Here is a 14,556-nt window from a genome sequence, read left to right as displayed (position 1 = left end):
GCCCGTGTGGACCGTACCGGCACAGGTGGGCTCGTCGTCACGGCCGACCCTGCGGCGCTGGCGGTGCGACATGAGCCAGGACGGCCGCCCGTGCTCGGCGACCTGGTGGCAGAGCACCTCGAACACTGGGGGGAGGTCTACGACTGGACCTACAGCTCCGGCCAGGGCGCACACCGCCCTGACCTCGATCTGTCCGGCTGGCGTGCCACCGACACCGGCCGGCCGTTGCCCGCCGGCCACATGGCCGAATGGGCCGACCGCACCACCGAACTGGTCCTGCGACATCAGCCGTCCCACCTGCTCGAACTCGGCTGCGGAACCGGCATGCTCCTGCACCGTCTCCACCCTCGCCTCAAGGGCTACGTGGGGACCGACATCGCCGAGCACGTCGTGACCCGGCTGAACGGGCTCGGCCTGGACGGCGTCACGGTCGTACGTGCCGCCGCCCACGAGATCAACGGCAGTACCGTGCGTACCGCCGTGGCCCGGCTCGGCGGACGGCCCGACTGCGTTCTGCTCAACTCCGTCACCCAGTGTTTCCCCAGCGTGGAGTACCTGGCGGCCGTACTCCACGACGCCATCGACCTCGTGGCACCGGGAGGGACCGTGGTCGTCGGGGACGTACGCCACTCGGGACTGCTCGACGAACACTGCCGCCTGCTCGAACCCGGATCAGCAGACCGGGCCGCGCAGCGTGCCGTCGCCGACACCGAGCTGCTGTTCGACCCGGCGACCCTCGCCGTCGTGGTCGCGAGCGCGAGCAGGCGGGTCACCATCAGCCTTTTCGCCAAGACCCTCACGATCGACACCGAGCTGAACCGGTACCGGTTCGACGCCGTGCTGCACGTTGAGCCGCCGGATGATCCGCCCGCCACCCTCCAACTGTGGGACCCTTTCAGGCTCGACCCGCTTGCCCAATTGGCCGAGTCGGCCCGCCCCGTGCGGCTGGTCGGCATCCCCAATGGCCTGTTCGAGCCGGGCGCACCGACGGGGGCGAGCCTGCGTGCCGCGTTGGCGGGCACGGAAGGAGCGGTGCTGCTCGACCCGGACGACCCCAAGCGGTTGCAGGTCGCGATCCCGGCCGCGGCAGCCGCCACGCCTCCCGACGCGCTGGTGGGAGTGGGCCGGCCACACGAGCCGCTCGGCGCGTTCGCCCGGGCCCGATTGGCCGAGGTGGCCCGCCGGGAGCTGAGGCGCGCAGAGCTGCCGATCCCAGCGGAATTGACGGCCCAGATCCCCAGCGGCCCCGCGCATGACGCCGTCAGCGTGACGCACGAGGCGGTCAATACCGACCAGGCCGGACGCCTCGCTCTCGCGGGCATGATTCCCGCTGCCAAGCGGACGCCGGAACCGGTGCCCGACGCCGTGCTCGCGCACCTCCCCCAGGCCGTCCGGCGCTTCGACGAGATCGCGCTGCGGGCGCTGACCAGGCTGGTCGCCGATGCCGCGCCTCCCGGCAGACTCCAGACGGCCGAGCAGATCATGGCGACGCTCGGCGTTGCCTCCCGGCACGAATGGATTGTCAGGCGCTGGCTGGAGGTGCTGACGACGGAGGGGCTCGTTCGCAGGGATCCCGGCGGCCGATTCGGGGTCGTGGCCACGGACGCTTCGGTACAGGACGACGAAGCGAGCCTGGATCGCGCCTGCGCCGAGCTGGGGTATCCCGAACAGATGGCGACCTTCTTCCGCACCGCTCTCGCCCGCCTGCCCGAGCTGCTCCGGGACGAGATCATGGCCCAGGCGCTGCTGTTCCCCGACGGGGACCTGCTCACCTCGCTCAGCAAGGACCAGAACAACGTCAGCAACACCTACCTGAACGCCGCCATGGGGCACCTCATGGCACGAGCGGCGGCCACCCGAGCCGAGCCCTTGCGCGTGGTGGAGCTCGGAGGAGGCGCGGGAGGCAGCACTGCCGCAGCCCTGGACGGCCTCGGCGACACCAAGGCGGACTACCTCTTCACCGACGTGTCCAGATTCTTCACGATGGCGGCCGAGGACCGGTTCGGCGACCGGCTCCGCTACGCGCTGCTGGACATCAACGCCGACCTCGTCACTCAGGGAGCCGTACGAGGCGCCGCCGATGTGGTGATCGCCGCCAACGTGCTGCACTGCGCGCGGCATGCCGGACGATCCCTGCGCTGGATCAGGGAACTGCTGGCCCCCGGCGGGCTGGTGGTGGTAACCGAGGCGATCCGCGAGCACTACCTGGTGCTCGCCACCATGCAGTTCCTGCTGTCCCCCAGGGAAGGAGAGCCGCATCTCGGCGTCGGTGACCGTCGCGGCGGAACGGGCCGGGTGTTCCTCACCGGCAGGGAGCTTCCGGCGGAGCTGGCGGACGCGGGACTGCGCCCGATCCTCGAGCTGCCCCGGGCCGATTCCCCGCTGGCCTCGCCCGCCCAGCACCTGTTCGTCGCGGCGCGGCTCTGACCTTCCGGTACGGCGGGCGCGCAGGGCCCGCCGTACCGGAAAGGCGACGTCAGCCCAACGCCACCGGCAACCCCGCACGGAACAATTCCTGCTCCAGCCAGACCGCCGCCCGCACCCCATCGGCCGCGCTCGGCCCCACCAGCGTCACCGGATCCGGCACCGCCTTCAGATGGGCCGCGTCTCCGGCCGCGTAGACACCGGGCACGCTGGTCTTTCCGTACTCGTCCACCTCGACGCACCCGTCGGCCAGCAGCGCGCAACCGAGCTGGACGGCCAGATCGGTGTTGGGCCGGGTGGCCGCACGATGGTAGACGGCCTCGCGCGCCAGCGTCGTCCCGTCCGTGAAGGTCAAGGTCAGCACGTCCAGCTCACCCTCGATGCCCGCCAGTGGTGTCTCAATGACCTGGACGCCGCAGGCCTTGACGGCCGCGGCCACCGGTTCGGGCAAGGCGCTCGGGCCGTTCGTGCACAGCACCACGTCATCGCTGTATCGATCGGCGACATAGGCCGCCAGCATCGCCTCGAAGCCGTTCCCGATGACGGCGAGCACCTTTCCGTTCGTCTCGTAGCCGTGACAGAAGGGGCAGTGATACACGCTCTTGCCCCACCGCTCCGCCAGCCCAGGGATCGCGGCGGGTTCGTCGGTCAGCCCGCTGGCCAGCACCAACCGGGACGCCTCTGCGCGCTCGCCGTCCTCCAGAGTCAGCATGAAGCCGCCGGACCGGCCCTCCGCCGAGCTCACGCGCCCCTGCCTGAGCTCGACCGTCGGATAGGCGCTCACCTCGGTGCGGCCGTCGGCCAGCAACTTGGCGGGAGAACCGCCGTCTCGGCCGAGGAACATGTGCATCTCCGCGGCCGGCGCGTTGCGCGGCCGACCAGCGTCCACCACCAGGACACGGCGCCGCTGCCGGCCCAGCACCAGTGCCGCACTGAGCCCTGCCGGACCACCGCCGACCACGATCACCTCGTACATCACGCGCCTCCTCTGTCGATGCGATACATACCGAGCTCGGCGGGACCGGTGCGGGAAAGCACGAGGCCGTGCTCGTTGAGTTCCTTCTCAAGCCGCTGCTCGTCCAGCACGCACCAGCCGTAGGTCGTCTGCAGGTCGCCGACGAGCCGGTCGTCGTGATAGGTGCGGTAGGTCATGTGCCAGGTGATCCGGTCGGAGCCGGCGGGCTCCGCTCGGCCCCGTCCTTCGTACCTGCGCCGCCCAAGGCGCACGTCGGCGAACCTGGATTCCGGCACCGTCATCGGCTCCGCGGGCGGTTGCAGATTCAGCACCGCCCGCCCGCCGGGGAGGAGCCGCTCGGCGAGCAGGGTCCACATGGCCTGTCGCCCGGCCGCGTCGAAGTGGCCGATGACGTTCAGCGCGACGACGGCGCCCAGCCGGTCTGGCAGCGCCGCCTCAAGCAGGCCCTCCGGCAGCACGGTCACCCGGTTACACAGCTCGGGGCTCTCGCTCACCCGAGCCAGCAGGACGGACCGCAACGCCGCAGACGGCTCGACGGCCACGATCTCGGCCCCGGCCACCGCCGCCGCGATCACCCGCGTACCGTGCCCCCCACCCGCACCCACGTCCACGATCGGGCCGGACACTCCGTGCAGCGCCTGCGCCAGCGGCGGCCCCAGCGCTGCCCAGTGGGGCGCGAGCATCACATCGACGAACTCCGCGGATCGCTCGTATTCGTTGGACACCCTCACCTCTCACCCAAATTGATAATGATTACCATTTTGCGAGACTAGAGAGGACGTCAAGCAACGTCAAGAGTTCAGCTGGGCGCCGCATCCTCCTGGAGAAGATCGTGTCCATGGGCATGCCGTCGCGTCGACGGCCCCGCCAGGCCGGCACACCCTCATGGCCGTCGGAGGCGGGTGGCGATCGTGCTCTGTGGTCCTGCCGGTCGCAGGATTGCCGGCTGGAGGTGCTTTTGCTTCTCGATATTGGGGCTAGCGGACGCCCAGCGTGATCGACACACCATCGTCGAATCCGATGCTGACGCGCAGGGGGCCCGCATCGCCTTTGACGACGCGCACGCCTGAGGGCAGGCCTCCGCACCACTGCTCGACGTCCTCCTGGGTACCTGCGATGTCGAGGCCGACGATGCCAGTAGGCCGGGAGGTGTGCGGTGCGGAAAGTGCGTGCGGTCTTTCCTCGTACGGCACCGGCCAGTGGATGAGTGCGGGCAGCCAGCGCCGGACCATGTTCGGGCCGAAGCCCGCCAAGGTGTACGCCGGATAGCCGGGCCCCTCCTCCGGTATATCGGACACCGACAGGTTGTTCAGGGAGGCCAGGCGACGAAGCGACTCCACGTCTTCGAACCCGACCAGCCACGCGACCGGCACCAGCGGCTCCGGAAACGTGTCCAGGGCCTTCCGCTGGGCTGCCGCGATCGGCGGCAGAGCCGGGTCCGGGACCTCGCCGTTCGGATAATGGATCTCGAGAGACGACCGCCCCAGTGGCACGACCAGATTTGACACACCGAAGCCGGGTATCACCCGTCCCCGCGCGACTGCGAGTCCGTGTGTGCTTAAGGCTTGCACTGCCTGCTCCCGGCTCCGAGCGGCCAGCACTACATGGTCGATTTCCACATGATCCCCTTCTTCGTCGTGGTGATGAAAACCGTTGTCATTATCATGATGGTCAGCGCCCGCGCGATCAAGACCATAGACAAGATCGGTATCGAGGTCGCCGCAGCCAGTGGAAGGCCACCACGCCCGATCGCGTCCCGATCAACGTGAACGGCCGCGAGTTGCTCGTGCCCCGCCGCCCGCCTGTGGGGCTCAATAATTGGATTCGCCGTTTGGCCTGCTGGTCCTTGGTGGTGTCAAATGGCGACCCGGTACTCGTTGATGAGGCCACCGAGGATGGTTCTGCGGTGGACGCGATGGCTGGCCAGGTCGACTGGCCATGGCGGTCCGGCTTCAGCTTGGGATGGGCTCAACTGCCCGATACCGCGGTGGGGCCGGGCACTGTTGTAATGCTCCAGGTACCTGGTGAGAGTCCGGCGCAGGTGTTGCTCGTTGAGGATGAGCGTGCGGTCGAGGAGTTCGCGGCGTAGGGTGCCGATCATTCTCTCGCAGTGTGCGTTGGCTTTCGGGGCTTGTGGCGGGCTCTTGAGGACGCGCAGGCCCGCGTCGGCGAAGACCGTGTCGAAGGCAACGGTGAACTGGCCGGCACGGTCGCGGATCAGGAACTTGATGTTTGTCGTGTCGGTGTCCATGAGGAAGTTGCGGACGGCCTGGGTGGTCCATTCGCCCGTGGGGTTGGCGGTGACACCGAGCAGGTGGGCGCGGCGGCTGTGGTGTTCGAGCAGGACCAGGGCGTATAGGCGTTTGAGGTTGATGGTGTCGACGTGTAGGAAGTCGACGGCGACGATGTGCTCGGCCTGGGCGGTCAGGAACTGCTTCCACGTTGGCCCGCTGCGGCGCGGGGCGGGGCGGGGTCGATCCCGGCATGGTTCAGGATGTTCCACACGGTGGAAGCGGCGATCTTGTGACCGAGGCGGGTCAGTTCGCCGTGGATCCGCCTGTGCCCCCAAGTGGGGTTGTCGGCGGCCATGCGCAGCACCCGGGTCTTGACCGCAGCCGCGGTGGGCGGCCTCCCGGGACGGCGCCGCCGGCTGTTGTCCCACTTGTTCGCCACGAGCTTGCGGTGCCAGGTCAGCAGGGTAGCCGGGGAGATCGAGAAGATCTTCGCCCAGCGGCGTCGGGGTATCAGAGACGAGAGCGCCGCCAACCACAGGCGATCGGCCGGCTCATGGCGCACCCGTGGGACCTGACGGCGCAGAACCGCGTTCTCGTGCCTGAGCACCAGCAATTCCGCCTCCTTGGAGACGTCACTGCGAAACAACAGCGCGGGCAGAGACAGCAGACGTCGAGTGACGGCGTACACCGTGGACAAGAGCACGCACGATGATCCCAGGTAACCCGAACCTGTCGCCCACTGTCCCAGGAACGCCCGGCCCGACCAGGTGATGAACCCCGGCGCTGGCGACGAATCGTGTTCTTGAGCCCCACAGGGTATCCGCGTCGACACCTGCCTGGTGCCCGATGCCGTCGTTCCGCCCATTACGACTCCCTGCTGGCCAAGATCATCGCCTGGGCGCCCACCCGTGATCGCGCGATCCGACGGCTCAATCGTGCCCTCGGCGAGTTCCGGTGCGGCGGCCTGACCACCAACACGGCCTTCCTGCGGCAGGTCCTGGCCGGCAGCGCGTTCCGTTCGGGCACGCACCGTCTCGGCCTGATCGAGTCGCTGCTTGAACGCGATGGCCGGTAGGCCCGCCTGCGTTGAGCGAGTGTTCCACAGCGTGGAACGTCTTGTTGCCGGGCGGCCCGGGCCCGCCCGAGCGTGGACAGGTCACAGCTGCGGAAGGACGAGATGAAAATCCCCATGGCGGCCTTGTTCCCGGGGCAGGGCGCGTATTTTCCTGGTGCACTGGCGGAGGTCGTCCGCGACTTCGCCGATGTACGGGTGGTGCTCGAACGCGTTGACGGCGTGATCCAGGAATACGAAGGCGATCCGGTCCTGCCGCTGCTGACGGAAACAGAAGGCCCGAGCCTCGAGGACCTGGCGGAAGACCCCGGCCGACTCTCGCTGGCCATCTTCGCCACCTCGATCGGGCTGTTCGAGTTCCTGCGAACTGAAGGCATCCGGTTTGATCTGCTCATCGGGCACAGCGTCGGTGAGATCGCGGCGCTGACGGCGGCGGGAAGTCTGACCGTTGAGGACGCCACCCGGCTGCTCTGGGAGCGCGATGTGGCGTTGCGCACGGCACGGCCGCCTGCGGGCGGCATGGTCGCGCTCGCGACGAATGCCCGGCGCGCCGAGCATGTCCGTGGGGCGGTGGACGACGCGTCGGTGGTGATCGCCGCGTACAACGCCCCGCGACAGACGGTCCTGTCGGGAGCGGACGGAGGGCTGGCCGCGCTGGAGCGGGTGGCCGAGGCGCTGGGGGTGAGCAGCCGCCGACTGGCGGCTCCGTACCCCTACCACAACGCCGTTCTGGGTGGCGCCTCCCGGCGTTTCGGTGAGGCTCTCGCCGACGTCAAGACGCATGTTCCCGCATGCCGGGTCCACTCGCCGATCCTGGGGCGGGAAGTGGTGGACGAGGCGGACGCGCGGGAGGTGCTGGCCCGCCACCTGATCTGGCCCGTACGGTTCCTGCGCGCCGTCCGTGACGTTCACGCGGGAGGCATGGACGCGTTCGTTGAGTGTGGCGCGCGCGGGGCACTCACCGGACTGGCCGAGCAGTCACTCCCGGCGGACGTGCGGACGGTGGCACCATTGGCACGTCGGGTCGGCCCGGAGGACATACGGGCCGCCTTCGACTCCTGGACGAACGGCGCGGCGCCCAAGCGGCCGATCGCGGAGCCGAGTACGGAGCGGCCGCCGCAGCAAGAGCCACGGCAAGAGCCACGGGAAGAGCCGCAGGGCGAGGCGCGACCCGAGGCCGACGCGCCGGCCCCTCCCGCCGACGATGACCTCCTCGCCGAGTTGCAGAAGCTGTACGCCGAGGTCGTCGGATACCCGCCCGAGGTGTTCACCGAAGACGCCCAGCTCGAAGCCGAGCTCGGCATCGACTCACTGCGGCAGACCCGGCTGCTCACCAAGGTCGCCGAGAAGTACGACGTCCCGGGACCTGACTCCGGAGGCCGGCTCAGCGACTACCCGACCCTGCGCCACATCGCCGAGGCCGTGCGGGAGGCGCGCGCCCAATGACTCGGGAAACGAGCATCGCCGTGGTCGGCATGGGAGTCGTGGCTCCGGGCGCGAGCGATCCCGAGGAACTGTGGGACGTGCTCCGCGGCGGCCGGAGCATGATCGGCGAACCGGGGAGGAGCCGCCTCGATTTGGGCCCGTTCTGGTCCTTCGACCCCGACGCCGAGGACCGCGTCCACACGGTCCAGGCGGGATACATCAACCATTTCACGCCCCATCGCCGGCTGGCCGAGGAAATTCGCGAGGGGGACTGGGACGGCGGCACCGACCGCGTCGCCACCTGGCTCCGCCACTGCGCCCTGCAGGCGCTCGAAGGCGTGAAACAGGAACCGGGCGACCGCGTGCAGGCCGCCGTCGCCCTGTCCGCGGACACGATCCAGCATCTGGAGTCGGCGACCGTACGGCACGGCATGCGGCGGCGGCTCGCGGACGCGCTCTCGCCGCAAGACGCCACGATGGCGCTGCCCGCGATCGCCCGCGAACTCGACCGCCACTACCGCCCGGCGATGTCGGACCGGCCGACACACCTGCCCGACGACGTCTGGCGGCGGGCCATCGCCGGCCTGCTGCCCGGCGAATGCGAGATGGCGGTGCTCACGGCGACGTGCGCCTCGGGACTGATGGGGATGGGCACCGCGATCCAGGCCCTGCGTTCGGGCACCTGCGACCTCGCCCTCTGCGGAGCCGCTCAGGAACTGACCCCCCGTAGCCTGATCGCGATGGCCAAGGCGGGTGTGCTCTCCGGCAAAGCCAGGGTACGCGCGTTCGATCACGAAGCCGACGGCACCGCCTTTGGCGAGGGAGCGGGATGCCTCGTCCTCAAGACCCTGGAGCGCGCCCAGCGGGACGGCGACTCGATCCTCGGCGTTCTCGCCGGCTACGGAGCCGCCTCCGACGGGCGCGGGAAGTCGGCGGGCGCGCCGAACCCCGTGGGCCAGTGCCGGGCGATCGAGCGCGCATGGCGGACTGCGGGTGTCGAGAGCCGCGATGTCGGCCTGATCGTCTGCCACGCGACCGGCACCCTGGCCGGTGATCCGGTGGAGCTGGAGGCGCTGGCGAGCCTGTTCACCGATGACCGGCGTCATCCCGTGGTCGGCAACAAGCCGATGCTCAGCCATCTCGGCACCGCCGCCGGCATGGTGTCGGTGCTGCACGCCCTGCTCGCCCTGCGCCACGAGGTCATCCCCGCGCAGCCGTTCTTCACCGAGTTGCCCGGCCATGTGGAATTGCCCGCCTCGCTGTACGTCCCCACCGAGGACATCGCCTGGCCGGCCGGCGGCCCGGAGCCCAGGATCGCGGGCGTCTCGTCCTTCGGACTGGGCGGGTCGAACACCCACCTCATGGTCAGCGACAGACCCACACAGACCGCGCCGGAAGACCGCCCGCAGCAGGAGGACGACATCGTCCTGGTGGACTGGACCGCATGCTTTCCCGGCGGCGCCGGCCGCGACGCGGTCGAAGCCTGGCTGCGTGGTACGGCCGAGCCGCCGGAGCCGGAGTTCGGCGAAGACTATCCGATGCCGGGATTCGAAGAGCTCCGCATCCCGCCCCCGGTCCTTCAGGAGATGGACCGCACCGAACTGACCGCGCTGCGCATGACAGGCGACCTGGCCTCCCGCCTGGGCGAGGCGTGGGACGACCTCCGTGACAGGACCTCGATCGCGGTGGCGCACCTCGGCCAGATGCGTGCCGCCACGCTCAGCACCCTGCGCTGCTACCTGCCCGACTGCCAAGGCGCACTGGCGTCCGCGGAGGTGCCGCGGCCCGACGCGATCCACCGCGCCTACCAGATCGTCCGCGACGACCTGCGGGCGAACGCCCCCGAGGTGACGGCGGACACGCTGCGGATGACCGTCGTCGCCAGCTTGATCGGCGGCTGGATAGCCAACTACTTCGACATCCACGGCCCGCACATGGCGGTGGAGACGGGCTGGGACGCCGGACTGTCCGCGCTGCGCCTGGCCGAGCAGCAGCTGCGCCACGGTGAGGCCGACGCCGCGCTCGTCTGCGGGGTGGCCACCAATTCCACCCCGGAGTTCACGGCGATCGTGAAGCACGAGCTGCCCCCCGGTGCCCGGCTGGCGGAAGGGGGAGTGCTGCTGGCGCTCACCCGCCGTTCCGTCGCGGAACAACACCGGTTGCGGCCGCTCGCCACGATCAGCACGCGGCCGGGCACCGAGGGGATGACAGCTCAAGAACTCGCGCCGTTGTGCGGTCTCGGACGGGTCTATCCCGGTATGGACGGCCTGCTGGCGCTCCTGGGTGCGGCGGACCAGGTCGAGATCGCCCCTGTTCGGTCCGACTGTCCCGCGGTCACCGTGTCGCCCGAGCACCCGGAGATCGTCGTACGCAAACGCATGACGTACACGGACCTCACCGATGAGATCGCCCCCAGGACGCGGCCACTGACGCCCGCCCTGCCGGACGGCACCCTCGTCATCGCCGACGTGGAGTCGGCCGAGCGCCTGGACCTCCCCGAGAGGTCCGCCGTGGTGACCCCTCGCGACGGGATCGAGGCCGTGACCGAGGGACGTCCGCCGTTCGACGTCCGCCACGTCCGGGTCGTCGCGGACTTGGGCTCCCACGGCAGGCCGGAGCACGACTGGGGCCCCGACCTGCGAGATCTCCACGATCTGGCCTTCGCCGCGATGCGAGCTCACCTGTCCGCCGAGCTCAGCTACGCGGTCCTGATGATCGACGCAGTCCGCGACGGCCGGCCCCATCCCTGGACCGGGCTTTTCACCGGCCTCATCAAGACTCTGCCTCTGGAGGTGCCGGGCGCCCGCTGCTGGGCCGTGCTCAGCGACACCACCGACCTGGCCACCGGGCTGGCGCAATTGGAGGAGGAGTCCGCCTATGAGGTGCCGCTCGACGTCGTGGTACGCGCCGGCGACCGGCGTCTCGGCTACGCGCTGGCGGCACTCGATCCGCCCGCCCACCGGGAATCGCCGATCACTCGTGACAGCGTGGTCGTCGCCGTCGGCGGCGGCACCGGCGTGGCCGCCGAGTTGATGAAGGCCCTGGCCGGGCGCCACGCGCCCATCTGCTACCTGATCGGCCGCACTCCCGCTCCGCAGGATGGCGGGCCGGCCGTGCCCGATCGCCCGGCGTACATCGCGCGGGAGCGGCGGTCCCGGCCCGAGGCGCCGGTGCCCGACCTGGTGGCCGAACATCAGAAGCTCAGCCGTCAGGCGACGATAGCGGCGAACGTCGCCGCGATGGCGCGCCACAGCGGCCCCGACCGGGTGCGGTACGTATCCTGCGACATCACCGCCGGCGACGCACTGAACGCCGTGATCGACACCATCTGCGACGAACACGGCCAGGTCGATCTGCTGCTGAACGCCGCCTCGGTGGCGAACCAGGCAATGATCGAGAAGAAGGACCTGGCCGACTTCCAGCGAGGACGTGACACGAAGGTCCTCGGCTACCTGAACCTGCGCAGCGCGTTCGAGGACAGGCCGCCGCGGCTGTGGGCCAACCTCGCCTCGGCTCTCGGGTTCATGGGCTGGCCCGGTGAGATCGACTACGTCGTGGCCAACGACTTCCTGGCCGCAGCGGCCTACTGGTCGGCCAACGACACCGAGTTCACCCTCGACTGGACCACCTGGGACGGCGTGGGCATCGCCGGCGAACCGGTGCTGCAGGAGGCCCTGCGCTCGCTCGGCATCACCGCGTTCATGACCGTGGCCGAAGGCGTCACCCGCTTCTTCGAAGCGATCGAGGATTCCCGGCGGCCGCCGGTCATCGTCCATCTGCCGGAGGACGAACGGAAATGGCTGGCAGAGCGGGCCCCGCGACTGCCGTACCCCGGCCCCGGGCAACCGGCCGAAACATTCGAACGGACGCTCAGCCTCGACGACGGCGGCTGCCTCGCCCACCACATCATTCAAGGACGGGCACTGGCGCCGATCTCCGCGTCGCTGGACATGGCCTTCGACGCCGCCGCCACGATGATGCCCGGCATGGTGCCGACTGGCATCCGGAAGCTGCAAGCGCAGGCGCCCATCATTCTGACGCCGCAACGACCGCAGCGGCTGACACTCACGCTGTCCGCGCTCGGACACGATGACCTCGAGCACGATGACCTCGAGCACGATGACCTCGAACACGGCGAACAAGCCCGGCTGCACGCGCGCATCACCTCCGACATCAGGCATCCCGCGACGAACGAGATCCTCGACCGGCGGCTGCACACCGAGTTCGACCTGCTGATGGCCGAGCGGAGGCCGGAACCGCCCCGCTGGCAGCCGCCTGACCCGCCACCACAACACGAAATCCCGAACCCTCTGCTCCGCCCCAACCCGGTCGCGTACGTGACAGGACCACTGGCCTGCACGACCGGCCACCGCGCCGACGACGCAGGTGCCGCCTCATCGATCGAACCACGCGACCGCGGCTGCGGCGTGCACCGGCTTCCCTGCCGGCTGTTCCACGGCGTGTTCGAACTCGCCAACGTCGTCCGCACGAGCGATGAACACGTACCCCTTCTGGTGCTGCAGAGCGCCGAGGAAATCGACCTGTTCACCGGCCGCACCGATGACGACATCTTCAGCGACGGACCGGTCCGGGCCTTCGCCGACCCCGTGGGGCCGGGCAGCATCATGGTGGGCGTGGACGCCGACGGTTCCGTACTGCTGAGAGCACGCGGCATCCGCGCGGCCATCCTCGGTCATTTCGACCTCGCGTCCGGCGAATTCCACGAATACACCGGCCCGGACTACCCCACCTGCGATTCCGAACTGCGCTGACGACGGCGCTGATCCTGGACGCCGACCGTTCGACGCCTCCTTCTTCGGCATCTCCCGGCGGATGGCCGCCTGGACCGACCCGCAGCAGCGCATGCTCCTGGAACTGGCCTGGCGCCCCGTCGAGGACGCCGCCGTGAACCCGGAGAGCCGGAAGGGACGGCCCGTCTCGGTCTTCGCCGGCACGTGCATAACTGATTACCGGGAACGGGTAGGCTCCGCGGGGGCCGTGGACAGCGGCGCGCTGCCGGGAGCACCGACCACCTTCGTGCCATGATGACCAGACCGGGCCGCTGACGAACTGGACGATGGGCAGGACGGCGAGTCTCCGGTGCTGGACGAGAGCATGGGTTCTTGGCAGGGCCGAGGCACCCTCTCCATGTCCGGCCTGATGTCAATTGTGCAGTGAGCGGCTTGATCACGACTTGCCCAGACACGAAACGCATCATTAGCCGGGCTACCCGCCGCGTCTTCTCTCCTCACCTTCTAACGATCACCTTTATGGTCTGACTTGATGGGTCCCCACAAGGTCCCCACAGCCGATGCTTGGAATGCTCAGCCAGGTGGAGTCAACGCGAGCGGGCTCGCTCAAAGCAGCGGACTGTACTGCGGAAACCCTGAAAAGGCGGTACCTGCGCAGCGATCGGCTTGAACAGCCTTTGACCCGGTGGCAGGCGAAACCCGGGCAAGGGATCCCGCCAGAGCCTTCGGCATGGTATTCCCTTGATCTTTTGGCGGGTCTGGCTTGGCAAACCGGCCCAAACCGGGTTCGGAACGCCCGGCCATGTGCCGGACCGAAGAGCAGCCACTGAAAATCGAGAAAGTGCAGGTCGGGTGGGGTATGGAGTGGTAGGGCGCCCGGGGCTCGAACCCGGAACCTACGGATTATGAGTCGGTTCCCTCGGTGTCGCTCAATGTCGCGGAGTGACACTTTCTATCGCTGTGGACGGAATTCTCCCCGCCGTCGTGTCGGGAAGTGATCACGGATGCCGTGCTGTATCGCGTACACGCGAGCAACCGCCGAGCAACCATGTGTTCTTGACCATCGCCAATATGTACCGTTTGCCCCTTTCTCGACACGGCTATGTGCCGTGATGAGGCCTCGACACCCACGGCAGCCGAACGCAGACGAGCAACCCCCGAGCAGTCATGAGTTCAAAGCTCCTTGGGGAACCCGGTTACGCGGGAGAATCCTGAGGGGTCGGGCAGTCGCCTCGCGGGCTGTTGGGAGGACGTAGGCCGCGCGTCGTCGCAGGGCAGCTGCTGTGGCTCCGAAGGGAGGGTTAACGTGACCGTGCCAGTGGCTGAGCAACGCAAGCTTCTCCAGCGTTCTGGGGGAGTCTGCGCGTTTCCCGGGTGTCCCTCTGTGCCAAGCTCAAGTGAGACAAACAGGGACTAAGTTCCTTAACTGATATGAGCAGGGCGAGAACGGGTACGACGCGCAGTGACCATGAGCAGCCACGACCTTCAACACGGAGACGGTCCCCGAGGCGACCGGCCCAAGCGGCGGCACTTCGCCACCGAGTACAAGCTGCGGATCGTCGCGGAGTACGAAGCCGCCCCCGAGGGTGAAAAGGGCCGGGTGCTGCGCCGGGAAGGCCTCTACAGCACGAGCATCGATCTGTGGCGGCGCCAGCGTGACAACGGCGACCTGAC

Annotated in this window: 11 protein-coding genes and 1 pseudogene; 7 read left to right on the top strand and 5 right to left on the bottom strand. The window is 69.0% G+C overall.

What is annotated here, in order from left to right:
* Positions 1-6: 6 nt before the first annotated feature.
* A complete protein-coding gene (locus C4V41_RS19760; protein WP_160150337.1) occupies positions 7-2,427 on the top strand; it encodes a class I SAM-dependent methyltransferase in 2,421 nt (806 codons plus the stop codon).
* A 49-nt stretch (positions 2,428-2,476) separates the two neighbouring features.
* Here C4V41_RS19760 and C4V41_RS19755 read toward each other — a convergent pair whose 3' ends face one another.
* The 3 genes from C4V41_RS19755 to C4V41_RS19745 form a co-directional block, all read right to left on the bottom strand.
* Positions 2,477-3,400, bottom strand: coding sequence for an NAD(P)/FAD-dependent oxidoreductase (locus C4V41_RS19755; RefSeq protein WP_103957391.1), 924 nt, complete (start codon positions 3,398-3,400; stop codon positions 2,477-2,479).
* The gene (locus tag C4V41_RS19750) at positions 3,400-4,125 is read right to left on the bottom strand and encodes a class I SAM-dependent methyltransferase (RefSeq protein WP_103957390.1); all 726 of its coding nucleotides are present in this window, start codon (positions 4,123-4,125) and stop codon (positions 3,400-3,402) included. Before C4V41_RS19750 ends, C4V41_RS19755 begins: the two co-directional genes overlap by 1 nt.
* A 252-nt stretch (positions 4,126-4,377) precedes the next feature.
* Positions 4,378-5,019: a VOC family protein gene (locus C4V41_RS19745; RefSeq protein WP_103957389.1), complete on the bottom strand. Its 642-nt coding sequence runs from the start codon at positions 5,017-5,019 to the stop codon at positions 4,378-4,380.
* On the opposite strand from C4V41_RS19745, the gene C4V41_RS61905 reads away from it, so the two are divergent.
* Positions 5,020-5,169 (top strand): hypothetical protein, encoded by a 150-nt coding sequence (locus C4V41_RS61905; protein ID WP_160150336.1) that lies wholly within the window; start codon positions 5,020-5,022, stop codon positions 5,167-5,169.
* An 86-nt stretch (positions 5,170-5,255) separates the two neighbouring features.
* On the opposite strand, the gene C4V41_RS63025 is transcribed toward C4V41_RS61905, so the two are convergent.
* Both C4V41_RS63025 and C4V41_RS63020 read right to left on the bottom strand, forming a co-directional pair.
* Positions 5,256-5,903, bottom strand: a complete 648-nt coding sequence (locus tag C4V41_RS63025) for an integrase core domain-containing protein (protein WP_200824101.1) — start codon at positions 5,901-5,903, stop codon at positions 5,256-5,258.
* On the bottom strand, positions 5,825-6,331 hold the full coding sequence (locus C4V41_RS63020) for a helix-turn-helix domain-containing protein (RefSeq protein WP_200824100.1): 507 nt from the start codon (positions 6,329-6,331) through the stop codon (positions 5,825-5,827). The genes C4V41_RS63025 and C4V41_RS63020 overlap by 79 nt, the downstream gene beginning before the upstream one ends.
* Before the next feature lie 105 nt (positions 6,332-6,436).
* On the opposite strand from C4V41_RS63020, the gene C4V41_RS19730 reads away from it, so the two are divergent.
* The 5 genes and pseudogenes from C4V41_RS19730 to C4V41_RS19710 all read left to right on the top strand — a co-directional run.
* Positions 6,437-6,709, top strand: coding sequence for a hypothetical protein (locus C4V41_RS19730; protein WP_235030254.1), 273 nt, complete (start codon positions 6,437-6,439; stop codon positions 6,707-6,709).
* Positions 6,710-6,823: 114 nt separating this feature from the next.
* Positions 6,824-8,152 carry an acyltransferase domain-containing protein gene (locus tag C4V41_RS19725; RefSeq protein ID WP_160150335.1) on the top strand — a complete coding sequence of 443 codons (1,329 nt, stop codon included), beginning with the start codon at positions 6,824-6,826 and terminating at the stop codon, positions 8,150-8,152.
* Positions 8,149-12,903: an SDR family NAD(P)-dependent oxidoreductase gene (locus C4V41_RS19720; RefSeq protein WP_103957386.1), complete on the top strand. Its 4,755-nt coding sequence runs from the start codon at positions 8,149-8,151 to the stop codon at positions 12,901-12,903. Before C4V41_RS19725 ends, C4V41_RS19720 begins: the two co-directional genes overlap by 4 nt.
* On the top strand, positions 12,827-13,177 hold the full coding sequence (locus tag C4V41_RS64270) for a beta-ketoacyl synthase N-terminal-like domain-containing protein (protein ID WP_103957385.1): 351 nt from the start codon (positions 12,827-12,829) through the stop codon (positions 13,175-13,177). Before C4V41_RS19720 ends, C4V41_RS64270 begins: the two co-directional genes overlap by 77 nt.
* A 1,173-nt stretch (positions 13,178-14,350) precedes the next feature.
* A pseudogene (locus tag C4V41_RS19710) lies at positions 14,351-14,556 on the top strand (hypothetical protein); the annotation flags it as partial.

Source organism: Nonomuraea solani (assembly GCF_900108335.1).
Classification (GTDB): Bacteria; Actinomycetota; Actinomycetes; order Streptosporangiales; family Streptosporangiaceae; genus Nonomuraea; species Nonomuraea solani.
Note: the sequence above shows the minus strand (reverse complement) of the source record. Positions and strands in the feature narration are given on the sequence as shown.

Bases quoted from the DNA above. Each gene is read 5' to 3' on its own strand.
- C4V41_RS19720 (WP_103957386.1), top strand. From the start codon at position 8,149: ATGACTCGGGAAACGAGCATCGCCGTGGTCGGCATGGGAGTCGTGGCT.
- C4V41_RS19725 (WP_160150335.1), top strand. From the start codon at position 6,824: ATGGCGGCCTTGTTCCCGGGGCAGGGCGCGTATTTTCCTGGTGCACTG.
- C4V41_RS61905 (WP_160150336.1), top strand. From the start codon at position 5,020: ATGATCCCCTTCTTCGTCGTGGTGATGAAAACCGTTGTCATTATCATG.
- C4V41_RS19755 (WP_103957391.1), bottom strand. From the start codon at position 3,400: ATGTACGAGGTGATCGTGGTCGGCGGTGGTCCGGCAGGGCTCAGTGCG.